24 protein-coding genes, 1 tRNA gene and 1 other annotated feature are annotated in these 21,165 nt (G+C 42.2%); all 25 genes read left to right on the top strand.

Annotated features, from left to right (window positions below):
- The first annotated feature begins 5 nt into the window (after positions 1-5).
- The 25 genes from sdhA (at position 6) to leuD (ending at position 21,058) form a co-directional block, all read left to right on the top strand.
- Entirely contained in the window at positions 6-1,757 is a 1,752-nt protein-coding gene (gene sdhA, locus ACFVSH_RS04880; RefSeq protein ID WP_387705109.1) for a succinate dehydrogenase flavoprotein subunit, read from the top strand.
- Between the two features lie 17 nt (positions 1,758-1,774).
- On the top strand, positions 1,775-2,548 hold the full coding sequence (gene sdhB / locus ACFVSH_RS04875) for a succinate dehydrogenase iron-sulfur subunit (protein WP_034308984.1): 774 nt from the start codon (positions 1,775-1,777) through the stop codon (positions 2,546-2,548).
- A 269-nt stretch (positions 2,549-2,817) separates the two neighbouring features.
- The gene (locus ACFVSH_RS04870; RefSeq protein ID WP_387602547.1) at positions 2,818-3,297 is read left to right on the top strand and encodes an acyl-CoA thioesterase; all 480 of its coding nucleotides are present in this window, start codon (positions 2,818-2,820) and stop codon (positions 3,295-3,297) included.
- 106 nt (positions 3,298-3,403) lie between these two features.
- Complete coding sequence (locus ACFVSH_RS04865; RefSeq protein ID WP_028392149.1) at positions 3,404-3,628, top strand: helix-turn-helix domain-containing protein; 225 nt, start codon at positions 3,404-3,406, stop codon at positions 3,626-3,628.
- Positions 3,629-3,850: 222 nt separating this feature from the next.
- Positions 3,851-4,294: a MarR family winged helix-turn-helix transcriptional regulator gene (locus ACFVSH_RS04860; protein ID WP_098370109.1), complete on the top strand. Its 444-nt coding sequence runs from the start codon at positions 3,851-3,853 to the stop codon at positions 4,292-4,294.
- Positions 4,295-4,304: 10 nt separating this feature from the next.
- Positions 4,305-5,108: a glutamate racemase gene (gene racE, locus ACFVSH_RS04855; RefSeq protein ID WP_387705103.1), complete on the top strand. Its 804-nt coding sequence runs from the start codon at positions 4,305-4,307 to the stop codon at positions 5,106-5,108.
- 303 nt (positions 5,109-5,411) lie between these two features.
- Complete coding sequence (locus ACFVSH_RS04850; protein ID WP_260285349.1) at positions 5,412-6,491, top strand: GerMN domain-containing protein; 1,080 nt, start codon at positions 5,412-5,414, stop codon at positions 6,489-6,491.
- 827 nt (positions 6,492-7,318) lie between these two features.
- On the top strand, positions 7,319-7,528 hold the full coding sequence (locus ACFVSH_RS04845) for a hypothetical protein (RefSeq protein ID WP_387602553.1): 210 nt from the start codon (positions 7,319-7,321) through the stop codon (positions 7,526-7,528).
- A complete protein-coding gene (locus ACFVSH_RS04840; RefSeq protein ID WP_387705102.1) occupies positions 7,497-8,108 on the top strand; it encodes an XTP/dITP diphosphatase in 612 nt (203 codons plus the stop codon). The genes ACFVSH_RS04845 and ACFVSH_RS04840 overlap by 32 nt, the downstream gene beginning before the upstream one ends.
- A gap of 2 nt (positions 8,109-8,110) precedes the next feature.
- Complete coding sequence (locus ACFVSH_RS04835) at positions 8,111-8,623, top strand: metallophosphoesterase (RefSeq protein WP_387602558.1); 513 nt, start codon at positions 8,111-8,113, stop codon at positions 8,621-8,623.
- 172 nt (positions 8,624-8,795) lie between these two features.
- Positions 8,796-8,869, top strand: a tRNA-Arg gene (locus ACFVSH_RS04830).
- A gap of 192 nt (positions 8,870-9,061) precedes the next feature.
- The gene (locus ACFVSH_RS04825) at positions 9,062-9,262 is read left to right on the top strand and encodes a hypothetical protein (RefSeq protein WP_048688856.1); all 201 of its coding nucleotides are present in this window, start codon (positions 9,062-9,064) and stop codon (positions 9,260-9,262) included.
- A 212-nt stretch (positions 9,263-9,474) separates the two neighbouring features.
- Complete coding sequence (locus ACFVSH_RS04820; RefSeq protein ID WP_387602561.1) at positions 9,475-10,233, top strand: DUF2087 domain-containing protein; 759 nt, start codon at positions 9,475-9,477, stop codon at positions 10,231-10,233.
- 18 nt (positions 10,234-10,251) lie between these two features.
- Entirely contained in the window at positions 10,252-10,608 is a 357-nt protein-coding gene (locus tag ACFVSH_RS04815; RefSeq protein ID WP_260285343.1) for a GIY-YIG nuclease family protein, read from the top strand.
- 329 nt (positions 10,609-10,937) lie between these two features.
- On the top strand, positions 10,938-11,111 hold the full coding sequence (locus tag ACFVSH_RS04810; protein WP_192205984.1) for a hypothetical protein: 174 nt from the start codon (positions 10,938-10,940) through the stop codon (positions 11,109-11,111).
- 44 nt (positions 11,112-11,155) lie between these two features.
- Positions 11,156-11,515 (top strand): YidH family protein, encoded by a 360-nt coding sequence (locus ACFVSH_RS04805; RefSeq protein ID WP_260285342.1) that lies wholly within the window; start codon positions 11,156-11,158, stop codon positions 11,513-11,515.
- Positions 11,516-11,967: 452 nt separating this feature from the next.
- Positions 11,968-12,243 carry a GNAT family N-acetyltransferase gene (locus ACFVSH_RS04800; RefSeq protein WP_081395481.1) on the top strand — a complete coding sequence of 92 codons (276 nt, stop codon included), beginning with the start codon at positions 11,968-11,970 and terminating at the stop codon, positions 12,241-12,243.
- Between the two features lie 20 nt (positions 12,244-12,263).
- A complete protein-coding gene (locus ACFVSH_RS04795; RefSeq protein WP_387705100.1) occupies positions 12,264-12,434 on the top strand; it encodes a hypothetical protein in 171 nt (56 codons plus the stop codon).
- A 176-nt stretch (positions 12,435-12,610) separates the two neighbouring features.
- Positions 12,611-12,869 (top strand) — a binding site (T-box leader).
- A gap of 115 nt (positions 12,870-12,984) precedes the next feature.
- The gene (gene ilvB / locus ACFVSH_RS04790) at positions 12,985-14,700 is read left to right on the top strand and encodes an acetolactate synthase large subunit (RefSeq protein ID WP_260285340.1); all 1,716 of its coding nucleotides are present in this window, start codon (positions 12,985-12,987) and stop codon (positions 14,698-14,700) included.
- A gap of 3 nt (positions 14,701-14,703) precedes the next feature.
- Positions 14,704-15,216, top strand: a complete 513-nt coding sequence (ilvN, locus tag ACFVSH_RS04785; RefSeq protein ID WP_260285339.1) for an acetolactate synthase small subunit — start codon at positions 14,704-14,706, stop codon at positions 15,214-15,216.
- Positions 15,217-15,270: 54 nt separating this feature from the next.
- Positions 15,271-16,299 (top strand): ketol-acid reductoisomerase, encoded by a 1,029-nt coding sequence (gene ilvC / locus ACFVSH_RS04780; protein ID WP_192205980.1) that lies wholly within the window; start codon positions 15,271-15,273, stop codon positions 16,297-16,299.
- Positions 16,286-17,821: a 2-isopropylmalate synthase gene (locus ACFVSH_RS04775; protein WP_387602571.1), complete on the top strand. Its 1,536-nt coding sequence runs from the start codon at positions 16,286-16,288 to the stop codon at positions 17,819-17,821. The genes ilvC and ACFVSH_RS04775 overlap by 14 nt, the downstream gene beginning before the upstream one ends.
- Before the next feature lie 15 nt (positions 17,822-17,836).
- A complete protein-coding gene (leuB, locus tag ACFVSH_RS04770) occupies positions 17,837-18,949 on the top strand; it encodes a 3-isopropylmalate dehydrogenase (RefSeq protein WP_192205978.1) in 1,113 nt (370 codons plus the stop codon).
- 71 nt (positions 18,950-19,020) lie between these two features.
- A complete protein-coding gene (leuC, locus tag ACFVSH_RS04765) occupies positions 19,021-20,430 on the top strand; it encodes a 3-isopropylmalate dehydratase large subunit (RefSeq protein WP_387705098.1) in 1,410 nt (469 codons plus the stop codon).
- Between the two features lie 28 nt (positions 20,431-20,458).
- Complete coding sequence (gene leuD / locus ACFVSH_RS04760) at positions 20,459-21,058, top strand: 3-isopropylmalate dehydratase small subunit (protein ID WP_387705096.1); 600 nt, start codon at positions 20,459-20,461, stop codon at positions 21,056-21,058.
- Positions 21,059-21,165 lie beyond the last annotated feature (107 nt).

Here is a 21,165-nt window from a genome sequence, read left to right as displayed (position 1 = left end):
CAGAATTGGGTAAAGGTAAAATAGTTATCGTTGGTGGAGGTCTAGCTGGATTAATGGCTACGATCAAAGCAGCAGAGCTGGGACAACAGGTTGATTTATTTTCTTTAGTGCCTGTTAAACGCTCTCACTCAGTTTGTGCCCAAGGCGGAATTAACGGGGCAGTAAATACAAAAGGTGAAGGGGATTCTCCATACATCCACTTCGACGATACAGTTTATGGCGGAGATTTCTTGGCTAACCAACCGCCGGTTAAAGCGATGTGCGAAGCAGCACCATCGATCATCCACATGTTTGACCGTATGGGTGTAATGTTCAACCGTACTCCGGAAGGTCTTCTTGATTTCCGTCGTTTCGGTGGTACTCAACATAGCCGTACAGCATTCGCTGGTGCAACAACTGGTCAGCAATTACTTTACGCATTGGACGAGCAGGTTCGCCGTTATGAAGTTGAAGGCCTTGTAACGAAATATGAAGGCTGGGAATTCCTTGGAGCTGTTATCGATGATGAGCAAACAGCACGCGGTATCGTAGCTCAAAACCTGACTTCAATGGAAATCAAATCATTCCCTGGCGACGCAGTCATCATGGCGAGCGGCGGCCCTGGAATCATTTTCGGTAAATCAACTAACTCAATGATCAATACAGGATCAGCAGCATCCATCGTTTATCAACAAGGTGTAAATTATGCAAATGGTGAGTTCATTCAAATTCACCCGACAGCAATCCCTGGAGATGATAAGCTTCGTCTAATGAGTGAATCCGCTCGTGGTGAAGGTGGACGTATCTGGACATATAAAGACGGAAAACCTTGGTATTTCCTTGAAGAAAAATATCCTGCTTATGGTAACCTTGTACCTCGTGATATCGCTACACGTGAAATCTTCGACGTATGTATGAACATGAAGCTTGGTATTAACGGAGAAAACATGGTTTACCTGGATCTTTCTCATAAAGACCCTAAAGAACTTGATATCAAACTTGGCGGAATCATTGAAATTTACGAGAAATTCATGGGTGAAGATCCTCGTAAAGTTCCAATGAAAATTTTCCCTGCCGTTCACTATTCTATGGGCGGACTTTGGGTGGATTATGACCAAATGACTAACATCAAAGGTTTATTCGCTGCAGGTGAGTGTGATTACTCACAACATGGCGGTAACCGTCTTGGTGCGAACTCACTTCTTTCTGCAATCTACGGTGGTTCAGTCGCTGGACCGAATGCCGTTAAATATATTGAAGGCCTTGATAAAACTTCAGAATCCATTCCTTCTTCATTGTATGAAGGGTACGAAAAACAAGAACAGGAGAAATGGAATGAAGTCATGTCTCTTGATGGTAATGAAAACGCGTATATTCTACACAAAGAACTTGGTGAGTGGATGACACAGCATGTTACTGTAGTTCGTTACAATGACAAGCTGAAAGAAACGGATAACAAGATTCTTGAGCTGATGGAACGTTACAAGAAAATTAACATCAACGACACGGCAAAATGGAGCAACCAAGGAGCTGCCTTCACTAGACAGCTTCAAAACATGATGCAATTAGCTCGTGTAATCACAATTGGTGCTTTAAACCGTGACGAAAGCCGCGGAGCTCATTACAAACCTGATTTCCCAGAACGTAATGATTATAAATTCATGAAAACTACAATGGCGACATTCAAAGGCTTAAATCAAGCACCTGAATTCCATTACGAAGATATTGATGTATCACTTATCGCACCGCGTAAACGTGACTACACAACGAAACACTAAAGAGGGGGAGCAAAAAAATGGTTGAAACTAAATCTGAGACTAAAACAGTCCGTTTTATAATCACTCGTCAAGATACACCGGATTCAGCTCCTTATGATGAGGAATTCGAATTAGCGTACCGCCCGAATATGAACGTAATTTCCGCTCTAATGGAAATTCGTCGTAATCCAGTAACTGTACAAGGCAAGCACACTACAGCAATCGCATGGGACATGAACTGTCTTGAAGAGGTATGTGGTGCTTGTTCAATGGTTATCAATGGTAAACCAAGACAATCATGTACAGCTCTTATCGATCAATTGGAGCAGCCAGTTCGTCTAGCTCCAATGCGTACATTCCCTGTTGTTCGTGACCTGCAAGTCGATCGCAGCCGTATGTTCGACTCATTGAAAAAGGTAAAAGCATGGATTCCTATCGATGGAACTTACAATCTTGGACCAGGACCTCGTATGCCAGAAAAGAAACGCCAATGGGCTTACGAATTATCTAAATGTATGACTTGCGGTGTTTGTTTGGAAGCTTGTCCGAACGTAAACAGCAATTCAGACTTCATTGGGCCACAACCATTATCCCAAGTTCGTTTATTCAATGCACATCCAACAGGTGCAATGAACAAAGCTGAACGTTTAAATACGATCATGGGTGATGGAGGGCTTGCAAACTGCGGTAACTCGCAAAACTGTGTGCAGTCTTGTCCGAAAGGCATTCCATTGACGACTTCAATTGCCGCGTTGAACCGTGATACTACGATCCAACAATTCCGTAACTTCTTCGGCAGTGATGAAGTTTAATAAGTAACATGAAAGAACCTGTATCTTATGATATGGGTTCTTTTTTTATTGTTTTACGCACGTTGACTTGGTTGGGAATCGATTGCAAAATATAAACGATCGATAACTGGAATTAAAGTGTAATTGCGGCCCAAGCCAACGGTGAAGGATTTGATTAATGAAGTGAGCTTGATAAAATTAACCTGCTTCAATAGAAAATCCTTTTCATTATCGTTGTTTTCTTATAAAATGAGTGAATAGTCATTCAATTCAGAAAGGGTGTGCACAAGTTGGGCAGAATATCATATATCGATAATATAACGGAGTGGATCAATGATTTTTCTTTTAAACATGAGATTAAGGTCCGCTTTTCGGAAACTGATATGTTTGGGCACTTGAATAACACGATTCCTTTTACTTATTTTGAGGAAGCTCGGATTGAGTATTTCAACAGTATGGGGTTCATGAAGGATTGGGCCTCGGCTGAATGCGGTGAGATGCCGGTTGTTGCAAATTTACAGTGTGATTACCTGAAGCAGGTGTTTTTCAATGATCAGTTGACAATCCATGTGAAAGCTGACCATATCGGAAATTCTTCAGTGGACTTACATTATATGGGGGCCAAACAAGATGGCTCAATTTGTTTAACGGGCAGGGGGACGATTGTGCAAGTCTCAAAGGACACCGGAAAGCCCGTACCTTGGACGGAAGAGATGAAACGATCGATGTGGCATACAGAGCTGAACAATCCTAAAAATATTTCCATTTAGACAAGTAAAAGAGTCACTCCATTGCCCCAGCCGACATACTATATCTTGACTAAATAGACACCCACTCCGGGTTTTATGCTGGTGAAGGCAAGGAGGGTAACATTACTTGAAGGAGAACGAATTCACTCATAAGCCACTACTCACCAAAAGAGAAAAAGAAGTATTTGAGTTACTAGTACAAGACAAAACAACAAAAGAAATCGCAGGTGAATTGTTTATTAGCGAAAAAACAGTTCGAAACCATATTTCGAATGCGATGCAGAAGCTTGGAGTTAAAGGACGTTCGCAGGCAGTCATAGAACTCCTTCGTATGGGAGAACTTAAGCTTTAATGTGTTAACTCTTAATACGTAAGCCTTAAAAATAATTTCTCTCCCGTTTATTGGCAGCATATAAGGAAGGGCAAAGCAACCTGGTTGTTTTGACTTCTTTGGATGCTGCTTATTTTTATGTATGGGGTTTCATAATGCTTCCAGGCAATCAATCTTGAAAATCATTTCACTTTCATCCAAAATGGTAGTATGATAAGTTTCATGAAGTGGGGAGCTGTGTATATGGATGAAGAGAAGCAGGCGGCATATGTAGCCGATATCGAGAGGGAATTGCGCTATGTATCGACGTGGCTTAAACAAAGGGGAAGAGAAATTCTCCATGATTATAAAATTACCATTCCTCAATTCGTGGCTTTGCAATGGCTTTTTGAATCAGGCGATATGACGATTGGCGAATTGTCCACGAAGATGTTTCTCGCCTTCAGCACAACGACGGATCTGATTGACCGCATGGAGAAACATCAGCTTGTTCAGCGTGTCAGGGATGAAAAGGACCGGCGTGTGGTTCGAATTCACCTTCTTGAAGAAGGTGAACGGATTATCGAAGAAGTAATTAATAAACGGCAGCAGTACTTGAGTGGCGTGTTAGTCAATTTTAACGAATCTGACATCAGGTCCCTCAAAGGGATTCTAGCAAAACTACATCTAGAAATGAAAGAAAAATGAGGCGAGTTTTTTGAAACAACCGATAGGCATCATTGATTCAGGGGTAGGCGGCTTGACAGTAGCTAAAGAAGTCATGCGTCAGCTTCCAAATGAAAATATAATTTACTTAGGTGATACAGCAAGATGCCCTTATGGGCCGAGGACTAAAAAAGATGTCCAGACCTTCACATGGCAGATGACGAGGTTCTTGATGAAGAAGGATATAAAAATGCTGATCATCGCTTGCAATACGGCGACTGCAGCTGTATTGGACGAGATCAGGGCAATACTTCCGATTCCTGTGTTGGGTGTCATTCATCCAGGGGCAAGGGCGGCATTGAAAGTTTCTGAGTCCTTGAATATTGGCGTAATTGGTACGGAAGGCACGGTAAAAAGCAAAGCTTATGACGACGCGCTTGCTTCCATCAATTTCGATGTGAAAGTAGATAGTTTAGCATGCCCGAAATTTGTCCCGATCGTGGAAAGCGGGGAGTTTCAAGGGGGTATCGTCAATAGGGTCGTGGCACAAACCTTGAACCCGTTAAAGAAAACGAAGATAGACACATTGATCCTTGGCTGTACCCATTATCCACTGCTGGGGCCTGTAATCTCTTCCTATATGGGGGACGAAGTGCAAGTCATTTCCTCTGGTGAAGAGACGGCCCGTGAGGCAAGTGTCATTTTGGATTACTATAAATTAATCAATAAAAGCAAGCTCCGTCCAGTTCATCGCTTTTACACGACTGGTTCAAGAGATATGTTTGGTTCCATCGCGTCGAGCTGGCTCGGTATTCATGTCAATGACATCGAAACAATTAAAATTGATCACTTATAAGACTTCCATTTGGAAGTCTTTTTTTTCGGAAGGGGCAAAAATATATTGTTATGTAAATAGCTGCAAGCCAGGATGGATATATCGCTAGAGAAGATGAAGCCTAGATGGGCTTTAATTTAAGGGATAAAAAGGGAAAGGGGATTCGGGTGTTCCAATCAGGATTTCCTGAAATCCCAATGAAGCTGACAAAAATGCAGCAGTACGGGCAAGTTGCCCAGCTCCATTTCAGAGAGAAAAATAATTGGTCTATTTTCCCCCAGGGCTCGTATAAATAGGAGTACAAACTGTCCTAGGAGTGATTTTATGTCCAATAAATCAAAAGTAACAATGGTTGTGACCATTCTGGCATCTTCTTTTTGGCTCTCGGGCTGCGGATTATTTGGCGGTGAAGAGAAAAAGGAAATTGATCCACCAAAGGATGTTACATTAGTCGAGGATGAATCTTCATTGAAAGAAAAAGAAACGAATGGTGAGGAAAAGCCAGCGGCTGATGGAGAAGAAGGCGCTGTTGAATCGAAAACGGTGAAGACGGAGTTATATTTAATTGATAAAAGCGGGTATGTGGTTCCACAGACATTGGAACTTCCTAAATCGGAGGCTGTAGCTAAACAGGCCCTTGATTACCTTGTCAGTAACGGGCCAGTCACGGATAAACTTCCAAATGGGTTCAGGGCCGTCATTCCTGCCGATACCCAAATAAGCGTGAACATTAAAGACGGAGTGGCTGTGGCGGACTTTTCGCCGGAGTTCAAAAACTATCAGAAAGAGGATGAACTTAAAATCCTTCAAGCCATTACATGGACCCTGACACAATTCGACTCGGTCGATAAAATCCAAATGAGAATCAATGGGGAAGATATTTCCGAAATGCCGGTCAATGGCACACCGATAGATGAAAATATCTCAAGGTCGTCAGGAATCAATATCGATACGAGTGACGTAGTCGACATTTCCAATACAAAAGCACTGACCGTTTATTATGTAGGCGGTGACGAGGAGTACACTTATTATGTTCCGGTGACGCGCAGGATCAGTGAAACGGTGTCTGATAATGTAACAGCCGTCATTAAGGAATTAACGAAGAGTCCTTCGGGTTCCAGCCTGCAAACAGGGTTCATGAGTGATGTAGCTTTACTTGACGAGCCTAAAGTGGCAGAAGGTAAGGTCAGCCTCAACTTTAATGAAAATATCCTTGGAAGCTTTAAAGAGAAAAAGGTATCACAAGAAGTCCTTGATGCCTTGGTTCTTTCTTTAACGGAACAGAAAGGAATTGAAAGCGTTGAAGTACAAGTGCAGGGCAGCGCTGATGTTCTTAATGAAGAAGGAAAGAAATTATCCGAACCGGTGGTACGTCCAGAGAAAGTCAACACTGGCAGTTTTTAAAGAACGGAATAATATTAGAAATAGCGCAATGAGGCAGCCTGAAGCTGTCTCTTATTTTTTTGCCTCCAGAATTGAATTACCACCCTTTTAGAGCCCCTGTCGTATAAAACTTAATTATTGCTTTAGATGAGAACTAATACCCCTGTCAGGCAATTTCCCGTATCGTGAGAAAGTTTTTACATAAATAAATTTTTAAAAGGGGAAATTACTTTTAATAATGCGATAAATGGGGGGATATTCTGGATCTAAAGGTAATTCAGGCTGTACACATGTATGTTTTAATCATTATGAATACAGGATTCACGGTACATGTACTGCTCCTTCCCAATATCTTGACCGCATCTCAACGCGATGCTTGGCATAATGAGTGTTGTTCCCTGTATCGTTTGGACCCTATTTATTTTTTATATTTATAAAAAACTAGATAAAGAAGATATAAACGCTTTTCTAAAAAATGGTCTACACCTTTAAGTGTTAAAAAATCATGGACCCCACTGCAAAAATCATCGTGTTGGAACAGGAAAAGAAACCTTTATATGATTTAGAAGTTAGAGCAGTATAGATAACAATGATATGGAAAAAATCGAAAAAAGGTAGAAATAAAAGTTAAGGAAGATATTTTGAAGACATTGGAGACAGGGGGGAATCAATACAGACCTTTTTAACATCAGTGAAAAGGCATACAGATACCATGTGAATAAGTGGGATAATAAAATTATTAATTCCTTTGATAAGACTTCAATAAATAACATAAAAGTTAATATCCATAATAGTGAAAATTACAAACGTTAGATTACAAGTTTCGGCTTATTGCAGATGAGGGAGTTGTGTTAGACTTAAGTTATCTGGATGATGCAGCGGCCTTTTTTATCGTGAAAGGGAGCGCTGAATTCTTCCGTTTGGCACTGGAGAAGAAGTGGCTTTTACATATAACGAGTTACAGCGGATTCTTTCTTAGCCGCCAAAAGCTTCATGCCGATAAAATAAAAAAGGGTGAAATGAAAAATGAAGACAGTAATCATTGCAACGAAAAATAAAGGGAAAGCCAATGAGTTCGAAAGCTTATTCTCTGCAAAAGGATATGAAGTCAAAACACTTCTCGATGTACCGGGTGCTCCGGATGTTGAGGAAACTGGCACGACTTTTGAAGAAAACGCGATCCTGAAGGCAGAGGCCATTGCCCATCAGCTGGGCCACTTTGTCATTGCTGATGACTCCGGATTGATTGTAGATGCATTGGAGGGCCGTCCTGGCGTATATTCTGCGCGCTATGCTGGAGAGTCCAAGAGTGATGTAGCAAACACGGAAAAAGTCCTCCGGGAGCTGAAAGGCGTACCAAAAGAGGATAGAACGGCGAGATTTTATTGCGCATTGGCACTTGCGTCACCCAACCAGGAAACGATTACGGTATCAGGAACGATGGAAGGCTTGATTACAGAACATCCTTCTGGAACAAATGGATTCGGTTATGATCCAATCTTTTTTGTTGAGGAACAGGGCAAAACAAACGCCGAATTGACAAAAGGGGAAAAAAACAAAATCAGCCACCGTGCCAACGCATTGAGGGCTCTAGATGAAAAACTTGATCTATTTCTAAAAAGGGAAGAAGGAATATGACGATGAAAGTGCTAATAATGAGTGACAGTCATGGCTTAACTCATGAAATCAGCATGATTGCCGACCGTCATAAACAAGAGGTTGCTGCCATGATCCATTGCGGTGATTCAGAGTTGGATAGAAATGACCCTCACATGTCGGAATTCTTAGCCGTTCGTGGGAATTGTGACTATGATTCAACATATCCGAATGATATTGTGGAGAGTATCGCAGGCAAACGTTTCTTCCTTACGCATGGACACCTCTATAATATAAAAATGACCTTGATGAACCTTTCATATAAAAGTGAAGAGACAGGGGCGGATATTATTTGCTTTGGCCATTCCCATGCTGCAGGCTCAGAATTGATTGACGGCAAGCTCTTCATCAACCCGGGAAGCATTAGGCAGCCGCGAGGACGAAAAGAGAAAACCTATGCCATTTTGGATATCGGAAATGACCAACTTGAAATCATCTTTTATGACCTTGAAGGAAAAATCGTTGAGGGACTAAGAAATGCTTATCAAATGGAATGACTTCATGTATAATGAACAGGAAGCGTTTTTCCCCGCTTCCTGGTTCATAAAAAAAGAAAAAACTTTTTTTGAAAAACCGTTGACTTTCTTTTGATATCCTAATATAATAAGAAGTGTCCTAAGGGAACAGTTAAGGTATTACATAAGTTTTACCGCAACTCATATCATAAACGTCTCAGTAGCTCAGCTGGATAGAGCAACGCCCTTCTAAGGCGTCGGTCGGGAGTTCGAATCTCTCCTGGGACACTAACTAAAAAAGCCAAAACCTTCCAAGGTTTTGGCTTTTTTTACTTTTTTGGCTGTATAAAATAACGAGGGTAATTTCGATTCGCATCCTTTTATAATGTTCGTATAACGATAAGAAGTTTTTTATTTCATATTTATCGCAGGTGGATGATCCTTTTATGTCGAATTTGTTATAAATAAGGAGATGTTTAAATGAATAAAGATAGATTATTCAAGTTCATTCAAACTTCCACTCGGGGCAATTTTTTCTCAGTCGAAATAACCGAAGATGGAACTGAAGTGGTCCAATTAGCCAAGGAGTTAGAAAAAGAAGGAAGAATCAAGTTGAGGGAATGCACACGTAAAGAACAAGGTGTTTATCTGGAAGGAATACTTAAGTTTGTGCCTAGCTAATACTTAATGAGCTCTGACGAAGGACAAATACTATGCTCCATAGAAAAAGGCATCCATGATCGGGTGCCTTTTTTCTATTTCCAATCAATGTATTTTTTTATGATTTCACGGTTGCTGGAATTATAAAAAAATCAGGAAAAACATTGACAAAAAGCAAACAAATTAATATTATGTTTATTATATTATAAACTTTATAGGGAAGTGTTTGTTTTATGAAGGACGCTGAAATATTTTGGAGCGCGACTCAGGATGAGCTTAAACAAGGGTATATAGAAGGTGAGAATAAATATATTTGTTTGCTGTGCGGAAATGCAATTGAAAAGGGGATCGTATACCCGGAAGATGGAGTTCTTTATGAAGCGAAGAGGTATATGGGAATTCATATTGAACATGCACACCGCTCCGTTTTCGATTACTTGATTGATCTCGATAAAAAACTTACAGGTCTCACGGACCATCAAAATCGCCTTCTTCGCCTTTTTTACCAAGGGAAGAATGATGCTGAGGTTCAGGAGGAAATGGGGATTGGGAGTCCTTCCACCATTCGGAACCATCGCTTTGTGTTGAAGGAGAAAGAGCGTCAGGCTAAGTTGTTTTTAGCCCTGATGGAACTTTTGAAAGATAAAGATGAACATGCGCCGGCATTTATCCCGCTTCATCAAAAAGCAAGGATGGTCGATGATCGTTATAACGTTACCGAGGATGAAAAGGTGACTGTACTGAAAAAATACTTCCCTAAAGGCAGTCAGGATGCATTAAAGTCTTTCCCGCCAAAGGAAAAACAAAGGCTGATCATTCTCCAAGAAATTATTATGAACCGTTTTGAAAAAGAGCGGAAATACGAAGAAAAAGAAATCAATCAAATATTGGGTGCCGTTTATCCTGATCATGTTCTATTGAGAAGATATTTAATAGAATATGGATTCTTGGATAGAAAGCCTGATGGAAGCCAATATTGGCTGAAGAAATGATGACTGGAGGCATGAAATATGGATCGTAAAAAAGAATTGAAGCAATTATATAAAGAAACGAAAGTAGAAGCAGGTGTATACCAAATAAGAAATAAGGTAAATAATAAAGTCTTTATCGGAAGCACCAGGAATTTAAAGACGTTGAAGGGGAAACAATTTGAATTGGAAGTCGGAACAAACACGAATAAAGTGCTGCAAGGTGAGTGGAACGAATATGGGAAAGAGGCTTTTTCTTTTGAGGTACTGCAGGTAATGAAACCGAAAGAAACAGGTTTTTTTGATGCTAAACGGGAATTGAAAAAACTTGAAGAAGAGTGGCTTGAAAAAATACAGCCATACGAAGAACGGGGATACAATAGAATGAAATCCAACTGACTTGTATGCAGCCTTTAGAGATTCTGAATGATTCCCGGCTCCTGTGATTGTTGTCCTTTTACACGAATTACTAAACTTGCACAAAGGAACTTCGGGTCTGGGTGGGAAGAAAAAAATAAAAGAATACATGGATAAGGATAATAAAAACGGCTGAATTTGGGCGTGTTCAAACAGGGAGTCATTTATGGCTCCTTTTTTGCGTGAAGATATTAAGGGATCTCACTTGTTGTTAGTTTTTAAATGGTTTAAGCTAGTAATGAGGGAACTTTTTAAAATAAGGGGAAACCCGTGGGGGACCTTCACTAAATAATTAATTTTAGGAGTTGCGAATGAAAAAAATAGGATGGACGATAACGGGGATAGGGACAATCGTTGCGCTGGGGGCCTTTCTTTATCCTTTGAATGTTATTGATAAAACACTATGTATATATTTATTACTTGGCGGTGCAGGGCTAATGTTTGTCGGGTCTATGATCAGGGCTTTTCGGCTGCTGAAAAGGTGATTGATTTTTAAGGTTGAATAAAATTGTGCGATTAAGGTGATGACATGGAGAAAGACCAATTGAAATATGCGCAGCAGCATCTGGCTAATGAGCGCACCTTCTTAGCGTGGATAAGAACGGTGATTGCGATAGTGGGGGTTGGTTTTCTTGCGACAAGCCTGCATTTTACGATCGGTGTGCATCGGGATGCCCGGATTGATCTGATCAGTATCGTGCTGGGGATGTTTGCATGTGCATTGGGCTTTGTGATTACAGTTCTGGCGACATTCGGATATCTTCAGAAGAAGCGGCAAATCAATGAAGGAACGTTCCGGCCTTCAAGTGCGCATGTAATTCTAATCGCTGTTTTTATGGTCATATTGTTATCGATGATCATTTTATATTTTGTGTTCATAAAATTTTAAAAACTGCCCTAACCTAAATAGGGCAGTTTTTTTAGTATCATCTATTATATGCTTATTCTTACATCACCACGGGAAGATTTATACCATTAAGTAAATGCTATCAAAAAACGAAAGCTTGAAAAACACTGTATTTCAATTTGGGTTTGAAAGAGTAATAAAAACCTTTTAAAAGAATTTCATTCAGTATTTTACACGTCAGCCATGGGAAAGCTTAGTTTTCACCGGAAGGGAATATCAGCTGCAAGGAAAAGGTCGATCAAGTAATGTCTTTTGCCTTCCTTGAAAAAATATGAACAGCCATCATCAGTTTGTGAATAAACTTAACATGGTCAACGCTAGCTTTAAAGCTTTTGGAGGAACTTTACTTTATTCAATTTCGATTACGTTTTAATATTTGTTTAATTTCCGTTTTGTGAGATATGATAAAGAGGAACTATAAGGAGGTCATCAAGATGGTGGATATCAAAAAAGGTGAAAGTTCTTTTTTTGTCGAAGAATCTGGTGAGAAACTAGCGGAAATCACATTCTTTAAATCAGGTGATGATGAAATCACGGTGGATCATACTGTTGTTTCTGACAAGCTTCGCGGGCAAAAGGTAGGAAATGCCCTAGTTGAAAAGGTAATAGGATTCGCACGGGAGGAAAAACTGAAAATTGTTCCGGTATGTTCTTTCGTTCAAAAACAATTTGAAAAAAATGCAGAATACGAGGATGTATTGGCTAAATGAACTAGAGGGCTGACCAGGGGATGAGTAATATCACCTGTGTTCAGCCCTCTGTCATTTTTTTAGATGATCTTCACCCCCGCTATTTGGGAAAATCATTACCGGTGACTGGCATCATGTGGGTAGTGCGAGGATATTTCGGTGGGGAAGTTAAATTTAATGGGATGGTTGATATTTTAAAAATTAAAAATTGAAAAAACTTTTTTTGTAGAATGTGGTCATGATAGGTATGTAAGCGTATACAACAAATCTTTCAATTTGGAATTATCAAAAAATTTCAAAAAACCTGTTGACTACTACCTTAAATACACGTAAGATAATCACAAATACAAGACATCAAACATAAGCGTTTTGAAAAATGTGAATAATGCGAAAAGCATTGAAGAGGATAAGTAGTCTTTTAAAAAGGCAGTCACAGAGAGCCGGGTAGCTGAGAGCCGGTATTGTCCCGAAAGATGAACTCACCTTGGAGTTTCAGCTTGAACGTCAGACTAGTAGGGCTGAACGGGTGCGTACCAGTACCCGTTACCAAAACAGAGAATAGTGTAGGCTATTCAAAGTGCGCATGGATGTTCATGCGAAAAAGGGTGGTACCGTGGAGTGGCTCATCAAGCCTTTTCACCCCTTTAACTTGCCGAGTGCAAGTACATTTGGGGTGAAAAGGCTTTTTTGTATGCTTAAAAAGCTGAAAATTCTGAATCTTAGGAAAACGTTTAGTGGAAAAGTGAAGGAGGTTTTTACGAAATGACACAAAAGTCAGTTGTTGCTGATCGGAAGAGTGGAAAGACACATTATAGTGGAGCCGAATTTCTGCTGGATGCATTGAAAAAGGAAAATGTTGAAGTCATCTTTGGTTATCCGGGTGGATCTGTATTGCCGATTTATGACAAGCTTTACAGTTCAGAACTTTTTCATATTTTGACAAGGCACGAACAAGGTGCGATTCATGCAGCGGAAGGATACGCCAGGATTACCGGCAAGCCGGGGGTGGTCATAGTCACATCCGGTCCAGGGGCAACGAACATTGTCACCGGTTTGGCCGATGCGATGATTGACTCTTTACCGCTTGTGGTAATTTCGGGTCAGGTTGCTACCAGTGTAATTGGTTCGGATGCTTTCCAGGAAGCTGATGTACTGGGGATTACTACCCCGATCACAAAACATAACTATCAGGTGAGGAAGCCGGAAGACCTTCCGCGCATTATAAAAGAAGCTTTTTATATCGCTTCAAGCGGCCGCCCCGGTCCAGTATTAATCGATATACCTAAGGATATGGCCATTATACAAGGTGAATCGACTGATAAGGAGCCAGAAATGGATCTCCCTGGCTATCAGCCGACGACCAAGCCTAATTACTTACAGATCAGAAAGCTTGTTGAAGCCGTAAGCGGAGCGAAAAGACCGGTCATTCTTGCAGGGGCAGGAGTCCTGCATGCAAAGGCCTCCCATCTATTAAAGGAATATGTCGAGCAGCAAGGCATTCCCGTCGTCCATACTTTATTGGGTCTTGGAGGCTTTCCGGCGGAACATCCTCTCTTTATCGGAATGGGTGGTATGCATGGCTGCTATGCAGCAAACATGGCGTTATCGAAATGTGACCTATTAATCAATATCGGTGCCAGGTTCGATGATCGATTGACTGGGAATCTGGCGAAATTCGCACAGCATGCAACAGTGGCCCATATCGATATTGATCCAGCGGAAATCGGTAAAAATGTGCAGACAAAAATTCCGGTCGTCGGAAGTGCCAAGGAAGCACTGGCGGAGCTGATTGCGCAAAATGGAAAGAAACCGGAAATTGATGTATGGACAACGCAGCTGACGGCATGGAATGAAGAGTTTCCATTGCGTTATACACATGAAGAAGGCGTACTGAAACCTCAGCGTGTCATCCAGATGCTTCATGAAAAAACGAATGGGGAGGCCATTGTTACGACGGATGTTGGACAGCATCAAATGTGGGCAGCACAATACTATCCGTTTAACAAACCGAATTCATGGGTCACTTCCGGTGGATTGGGGACGATGGGCTTTGGCTTACCTTCGGCTCTTGGAGCTCAATTGGCGAATCCGAAAGCGACGGTGCTTTCCATTTCGGGGGATGGTGGATTCCAGATGTGCCTGCAGGAACTTTCGGTCATTGCCGAAATGAATTTGCCGATCAAGATCATCATCGTCAACAACGGGGCACTCGGGATGGTAAGACAGTGGCAGGAACTCTTTCATGATAACCGATTCTCACACAGTATTTTTCAATCGCATCCGGATTTCGTGAAATTGGCCGATGCTTATGGTATACCAGGATACAAAGTGACGACGGAGGAAGAGGCTAGCAACTGTCTGGATGCAGCGTTAAAGACTGATGGTCCAGTGTTGATTGATTTCCGTGTAAAACAAAACGAAAATGTCTTCCCGATGGTAGCACAAGGAAAAGGGCTTGATGAAATGGAAGGAGTTTAATCAATGAAGGGAATTCTTAGCCTAACCGTGAACAACCGGCCAGGTGTCCTGAATCGGATTACGAACCTGTTCACGAAAAGAAATTATAACATTGAAAGCATGACTGTCGGACCCTCCGAACAGAATGGCATTTCAAGGATGACCTTCGTGGTCGATGTTGATGATGAAGCTGTCATTGAACAGATCACCAAGCAATTGAATAAGCAGGTCGATGTTTTGAAAGTTTTTGATATTACGAATCAATCGATTGTGGCGAGGGAACTGGCACTCATTAAAATATTGGTGACCACACAAACCCGAGCCGAGATTTATTCAGTCATCGAACCCTTCCGAGCGTCAGTTATAGATGTCAGTAAAGATAGCCTGACAGTTCAAATCACTGGGGAATCGGATAAAATCGAAGCCTTCATTGAACTGATCAAGCCATATGGCATCAAGGAATTGGCAAGGACAGGGACAGCCGCCATCCCGCGTGGAATGCAAATTGCACACGCTAAGAGTGCAACAATCGTATAAACCAAAACAAAAAAACAAAACAAAAACAATGATGAAAAGGGAGATGTAATTATTATGGCAAAAGTATATTATAACGCAGAAGCAAACGAGAATTTTTTCAACAATAAAAAGGTAGCGGTAATCGGATATGGTTCACAAGGACATGCACACGCACAAAACCTACGTGACAGCGGTGTAGATGTAATCATCGGAATCAGGAAAGGTAAATCATTCGATAAAGCGGTGGAAGACGGCTTTAATGTTTACACAGTGAAAGAAGCAGCTGAACAGGCAGACGTAATCATGAACCTATTACCGGATGAAACTCAGCCGAAAGTATACCAAGAAGAAATCAAACCGGTATTGCGTGCAGGGCAAGCGTTAATGTTCGCACACGGATTCAACGTCCATTTCAATCAAATCGTTCCCCCGGCAGACGTGGATGTATTATTAGTCGCTCCAAAAGGTCCGGGACATCTTGTTCGCCGTACATATGAACAAGGTGCAGGGGTGCCGGCATTATTCGCCATCTATCAAAATGTAACGGGTGAAGCAAGGGAATTGGCGCTTGCGTATGCTCGGGGAATCGGTTCATTAAGAGCTGGCGGTTTGGAAACCACTTTCCAGGAAGAAACGGAAACGGATCTATTTGGAGAACAGGCAGTACTTTGCGGCGGATTGACTGCCCTTGTGAAAGCTGGATTCGAAACCTTGACAGAAGCTGGATATCAACCGGAAGTAGCATATTTCGAGTGTTTACATGAACTTAAATTAATCATCGACCTTATGTATGAAGGAGGAATGGAAAACATGCGCTATTCCATTTCTGACACAGCTCAATGGGGAGATTTCGTTTCTGGACCACGCGTTGTGACGGAAACTACGAAAGAGTCAATGAAAGCGATCTTGAAAGACATCCAAGATGGTGAGTTCGCTAAGGGATGGATCTTGGAGAACCAAGCGAATCGTCCAGTCTTCAATGCGATCAATAATCGTGAAAACCAACATCAAATCGAAGTGGTTGGCCGTGAGTTAAGAAAAATGATGCCATTCGTGAAACCTCAACAACAAGAGAAAGAAGTGGTTGCCGTTGCGAAAAATTAATATATTTGAAACTACACTTCGAGATGGGGAGCAATCAGCCGGTGTAAATTTGAATTTTACCGAAAAACTTGAAATTGCTTATCAGCTTGAAAGATTGGGTGTTGATATTATCGAAGCCGGTTTTCCGGCAGCATCCAAAGGGGATTTCAACTCAGTACAGGAAATCGCGCGCAAAATCAAAAACAGCTCTGTCACAGGGCTGGCGCGTGCTGTAAAGGGTGATATTGATGCAGCTTGGGATTCATTAAGGGGCGGCGCAGAACCAAGATTGCATACGTTCATCGCCACTTCGCCCATTCATCGTGAATATAAGTTGAAAATGTCGAAGCAGCAAGTGATTGAAAAGGCGGTAGAAATGGTTAAGTACGGGGCAGCGCGTTTTCCGATCGTGCAATGGTCTGCAGAAGATGCAAGCCGTACAGAACTTGACTATTTGGCTGAAATCGTTGAAGAGGTCATTCAAGCTGGTGCCAAGGTCATTAACATCCCGGATACTGTAGGGTATGCAGCTCCAATCGAATACGGAAACATTTTCAGGTACCTTCGTGAACATGTTCCTTCTATTGATAAAGTTAGTTTATCCGCACACTGCCACGACGATCTTGGAATGGCGACAGCCAATTCGTTGGCTGCCATCGAAGGAGGGGCTACGCAAGTCGAAGGGACAATCAACGGAATCGGAGAACGTGCCGGAAATGTGGCCCTTGAAGAAGTGGCGATGGCACTCTACATCCGTAAAGATTTCTATCAAGCGGGAACGGATCTTGTACTGAATGAAATTAAAAGGACCAGTGACTTGGTCAGCCGCCTTACGGGAATGCAAGTTCCAGCTAATAAAGCCATTATTGGTGCCAATGCATACGCGCATGAATCTGGCATTCACCAGGATGGCGTGTTAAAAGAAAAAACGACGTACGAAATCATATCACCTGAACTCGTCGGTGTTTCGTCCAATTCACTCGTTTTAGGAAAGCATTCAGGACGCCATGCTTTCAAAGAAAGATTACAAGAGTTGAATTTTACGGTAACGGATGAGGAAATGAACTCGTTATTCGTCCAATTCAAGGAATTGGCCGATAATAAAAAGACGATGACGGATGAAGATATCGTTGCACTGGTGCTTGAAGAGAAAGCGACGAATATCAGTTTTTATGACATGGTTGCCTTACAGATTTCCCACGGTACCCATCAGACGGCGACTGCGACGGTCACGCTGAAAAAAGGCGATAATGAAGAGATTCAGGAAGCGGCTACAGGTGCGGGAAGTGTAGAAGCCCTATATAACACGCTTGAAAGATGTTTGGGCAGCGAGATCAGCTTGCTGGACTATCGAATTCAATCGGTTGGCGGCGGAATGGATGCCCTTGCCCAGGTTTTTGTGAAAATTGATTATAACGGAGTGGAAACAAGCGGCCGCGGTCTTGATCAGGACGTCTTGGAAGCATCCGCCAAAGCATATTTGAATGCTGTGAACCGTGTGATCATCATGAAGGAACTAGAAGAAAAAGCAGTATTACTATAGGAAGGGGAGATTTCGATGAAAAGGAATATTGCGGTGCTTCAAGGAGATGGCATCGGGAAAGAAGTAACAAGAGGCGCTGTAGAAATCCTCGAAGCCGTTGCCCAAAGATATGGACACGATTTTGAATTTCAATATGGTGAGATTGGCGGCGGGGCCATCGATAACACAGGTTCACCCCTGCCGGATGAAACAGTGGAGATTTGTAAAAACAGCGATGCGGTATTATTAGGGGCCGTTGGAGGGCCTAAGTGGGATGACCAGCCTGCGCACCTAAGACCGGAACGAGGTTTGCTGAAAATCCGAAAAGATTTGAATCTTTATGCCAACATCCGTCCAATCAGCTATTATTCCAGCTTGTCGGGATCTTCTCCTCTTAAAAAGGAATTCATTGAAGATGTGGATTTCGTGATTGTCAGGGAACTAACTGGCGGCCTTTATTTCGGAAAGCCAAGTGAGCGCGTTGAAAAAGAGGGGAAAGAGGCAGTCGTCGATACCCTTTTCTATCAGAAAAGCGAAATGAAGCGCATCATTGAACTTGCTTTTGCATTAGCATCGGATCGCAAGAAAAAAGTAACATCCGTGGATAAAGCGAATGTTCTTGAATCCAGCAGGATGTGGCGTGAGACGGCTGAAGAAATTGCCAAGGACTATCCGGATGTAACCCTTGAACATATGCTTGTTGATAATGCAGCCATGCAATTGATCAAAAACCCGAAACAATTTGATATTATCGTGACGGAGAATATGTTCGGCGATATTTTAAGCGATGAAGCTTCGGTATTGACTGGCTCGCTTGGAATGCTTCCTTCCGCCTCCATTTCAACAAAAGGGCCAAATCTATATGAACCGATTCATGGCTCTGCCCCGGATATCGCGGGAAAAAATCTGGCCAATCCGATTGGGACGATTTTATCGGCGGCTTCCATGCTGCGTCTATCCTTTGGTTTGGAAGATGAAGCGAAAGCCGTTGAGCAGGCGGTGGAAAGGGTCCTTGAATATGGCTTGAGAACAGGCGATATCGCAAATGGCCAACCGAATATTACGTCCACTTCAGAAATGATTGCAGAAATTAAAGCAAATCTTTTAGACCAGGAAGCCATTTCCAACATCATGGGAGCTTACGCATAAACTTCTTTCACGGCCTAACATTAGGCCGTGTTTTTTAAAAAAAATACAAGATTGATCGAGGTGGGATAGTGATGGGAAAGTCGATTATAGAGAAAATATGGAATCGCCATATTGTAAATGAAGAGGAGAATAAACCGGATCTAATTTATATTGACCTTCAATATATTCATGAAGTGACCTCCCCGCAAGCATTTGAAGGTTTGAGATTAAAAGGACGCTCAGTCAGGAGACCAGGACGCACTTTCGCGACAATGGATCATAATGTGCCAACCGTTAATCGCTATTTCATCGAGGATGATATTGCAAGGAAACAATTAGAGGCGCTTGAGCAAAACTGTAAGGAGTTCGGTATCCGTCTTGCTGATTTAGACAGCCCGGATCAAGGTATCGTTCACGTTATCGGGCCGGAATTAGGCCTTACACAGCCAGGGATGACGATTGTCTGCGGTGACAGTCATACTTCCACACATGGTGCGTTTGGCTCGATTGCGTTTGGAATCGGTACGAGTGAGGTCGAGCATGTTTTGGCCACACAAACCCTATGGCAAACAAAACCCAAAACATTAAAGCTTGAGGTTAATGGCAAGCTTGGTCATGGCGTGATGGCGAAAGATGTCATTTTATATGTGATTTCTAAATTCGGTGTCGATTTCGGTACGGGACATATCATTGAGTATTGTGGGGAGGTTTTCCGCGATATGTCAATGGAAGAGAGAATGACGGTTTGCAATATGTCGATCGAAGGCGGGGCAAGAGCCGGGCTGGTAGCTCCCGATGAAACAACTTTCTCTTATTTGAAAGGTCGTAAATATTTGCCGAAAGGAGAAGAGTTCGAGCGATGTGTTCAGGATTGGAAGTCACTTTCCAGTGATGAGGATGCTGTATATGACCAAGAAATCATTCTTGATGGCAGTCTGATTTCACCAATGGTCAGCTGGGGGACGAATCCTGGAATGGCTAGTGGAGTGGACGGAAAAGTACCTACCTTCGCAGAAGATATCATGGATCCTAAAGAACTGAATCGGGCCATTGAGTATATGGGTCTTGAGGAAGGTATGCCGATCACGGAAATTCCCGTACAACATGTATTCATAGGATCGTGCACCAATTCACGCATTGAGGACTTACGGCAAGCCGCAGAAATGATCGAAGGCCAAACTGTTCATAAAGGGGTTCGGGCGATGGTCGTTCCTGGTTCACAAAGCGTCAAAAGGCAAGCGGAAGATGAAGGGTTGGATGAGATTTTCAAATCAGCGGGATTCGAATGGCGTGAATCGGGCTGCAGCATGTGCCTCAGCATGAATCCTGACGTTGTTCCCGCCGGTGAGCATTGTGCCTCCACAAGTAATCGGAACTTTGAAGGCAGGCAAGGAGCTGGAGCAAGAACGCACCTGGTTAGTCCGGCCATGGCTGCCGCGGCAGCCATTCATGGGAAGTTTGTCGATATCAGGAATTTGAAAAGAACTGAACAAGTCCATTAAGAATACGAATTAACCGGAGGTGCAGAGAATGGAACCCATTATTATATATAAAGGAAGAGCGGCGGCACTTGACCGTAAAAACGTGGATACGGACCAAATCATTCCTAAGCAATTTTTAAAACGGATTGAGCGAAGCGGATTTGGCGAGTTTTTATTCTATAACTGGCGTTTTGATGAAGATGGAAAGGAACGTCCTGATTTTGAATTGAATCAGCCCTATAATCAAAACACGTCCATTTTAATAGCAGGTGAGAATTTTGGCTGCGGTTCTTCGCGTGAGCATGCCCCTTGGTCATTGAAAGACTACGGATTCGATATCATCATCGCTCCTTCTTATGCTGATATCTTTAAAAGTAATTGCATGAAAAATGGCATGGTCCCCATCGCTTTAACCCAGACTGAAGTAAGCTATTTAATGGAGAGGGTGTCGGCACCTGATTATGAGTTGACGATCGACCTTCCCAATCAGACATTGAAAGATGGTCAAGGGTTTGAAACAAGCTTTGAAATTCATCCATATTGGAAGGAAATGCTCATCAAAGGCTGGGATGAAATTTCGATAACGCTCCAATATGATAAAGAGATTTCTGCCTATGAATCTCAAAAAAAGACTGTAACGAGTATTTAATCGAAGAAGGTCATATCCCGTTCTCCTTTCATAATTGAAAGGATGCGGGATTTTTTTTATAGGGGAAAGCCGAAAAGGCGTTCATCAGGCATATAATTTTTTGTGTT

The sequence above is a fragment of the Peribacillus sp. NPDC058002 genome (assembly GCF_042886655.1).
Lineage (GTDB): Bacteria > Bacillota > Bacilli > Bacillales > DSM-1321 > Peribacillus > Peribacillus aracenensis.
Note: the sequence above shows the minus strand (reverse complement) of the source record. Positions and strands in the feature narration are given on the sequence as shown.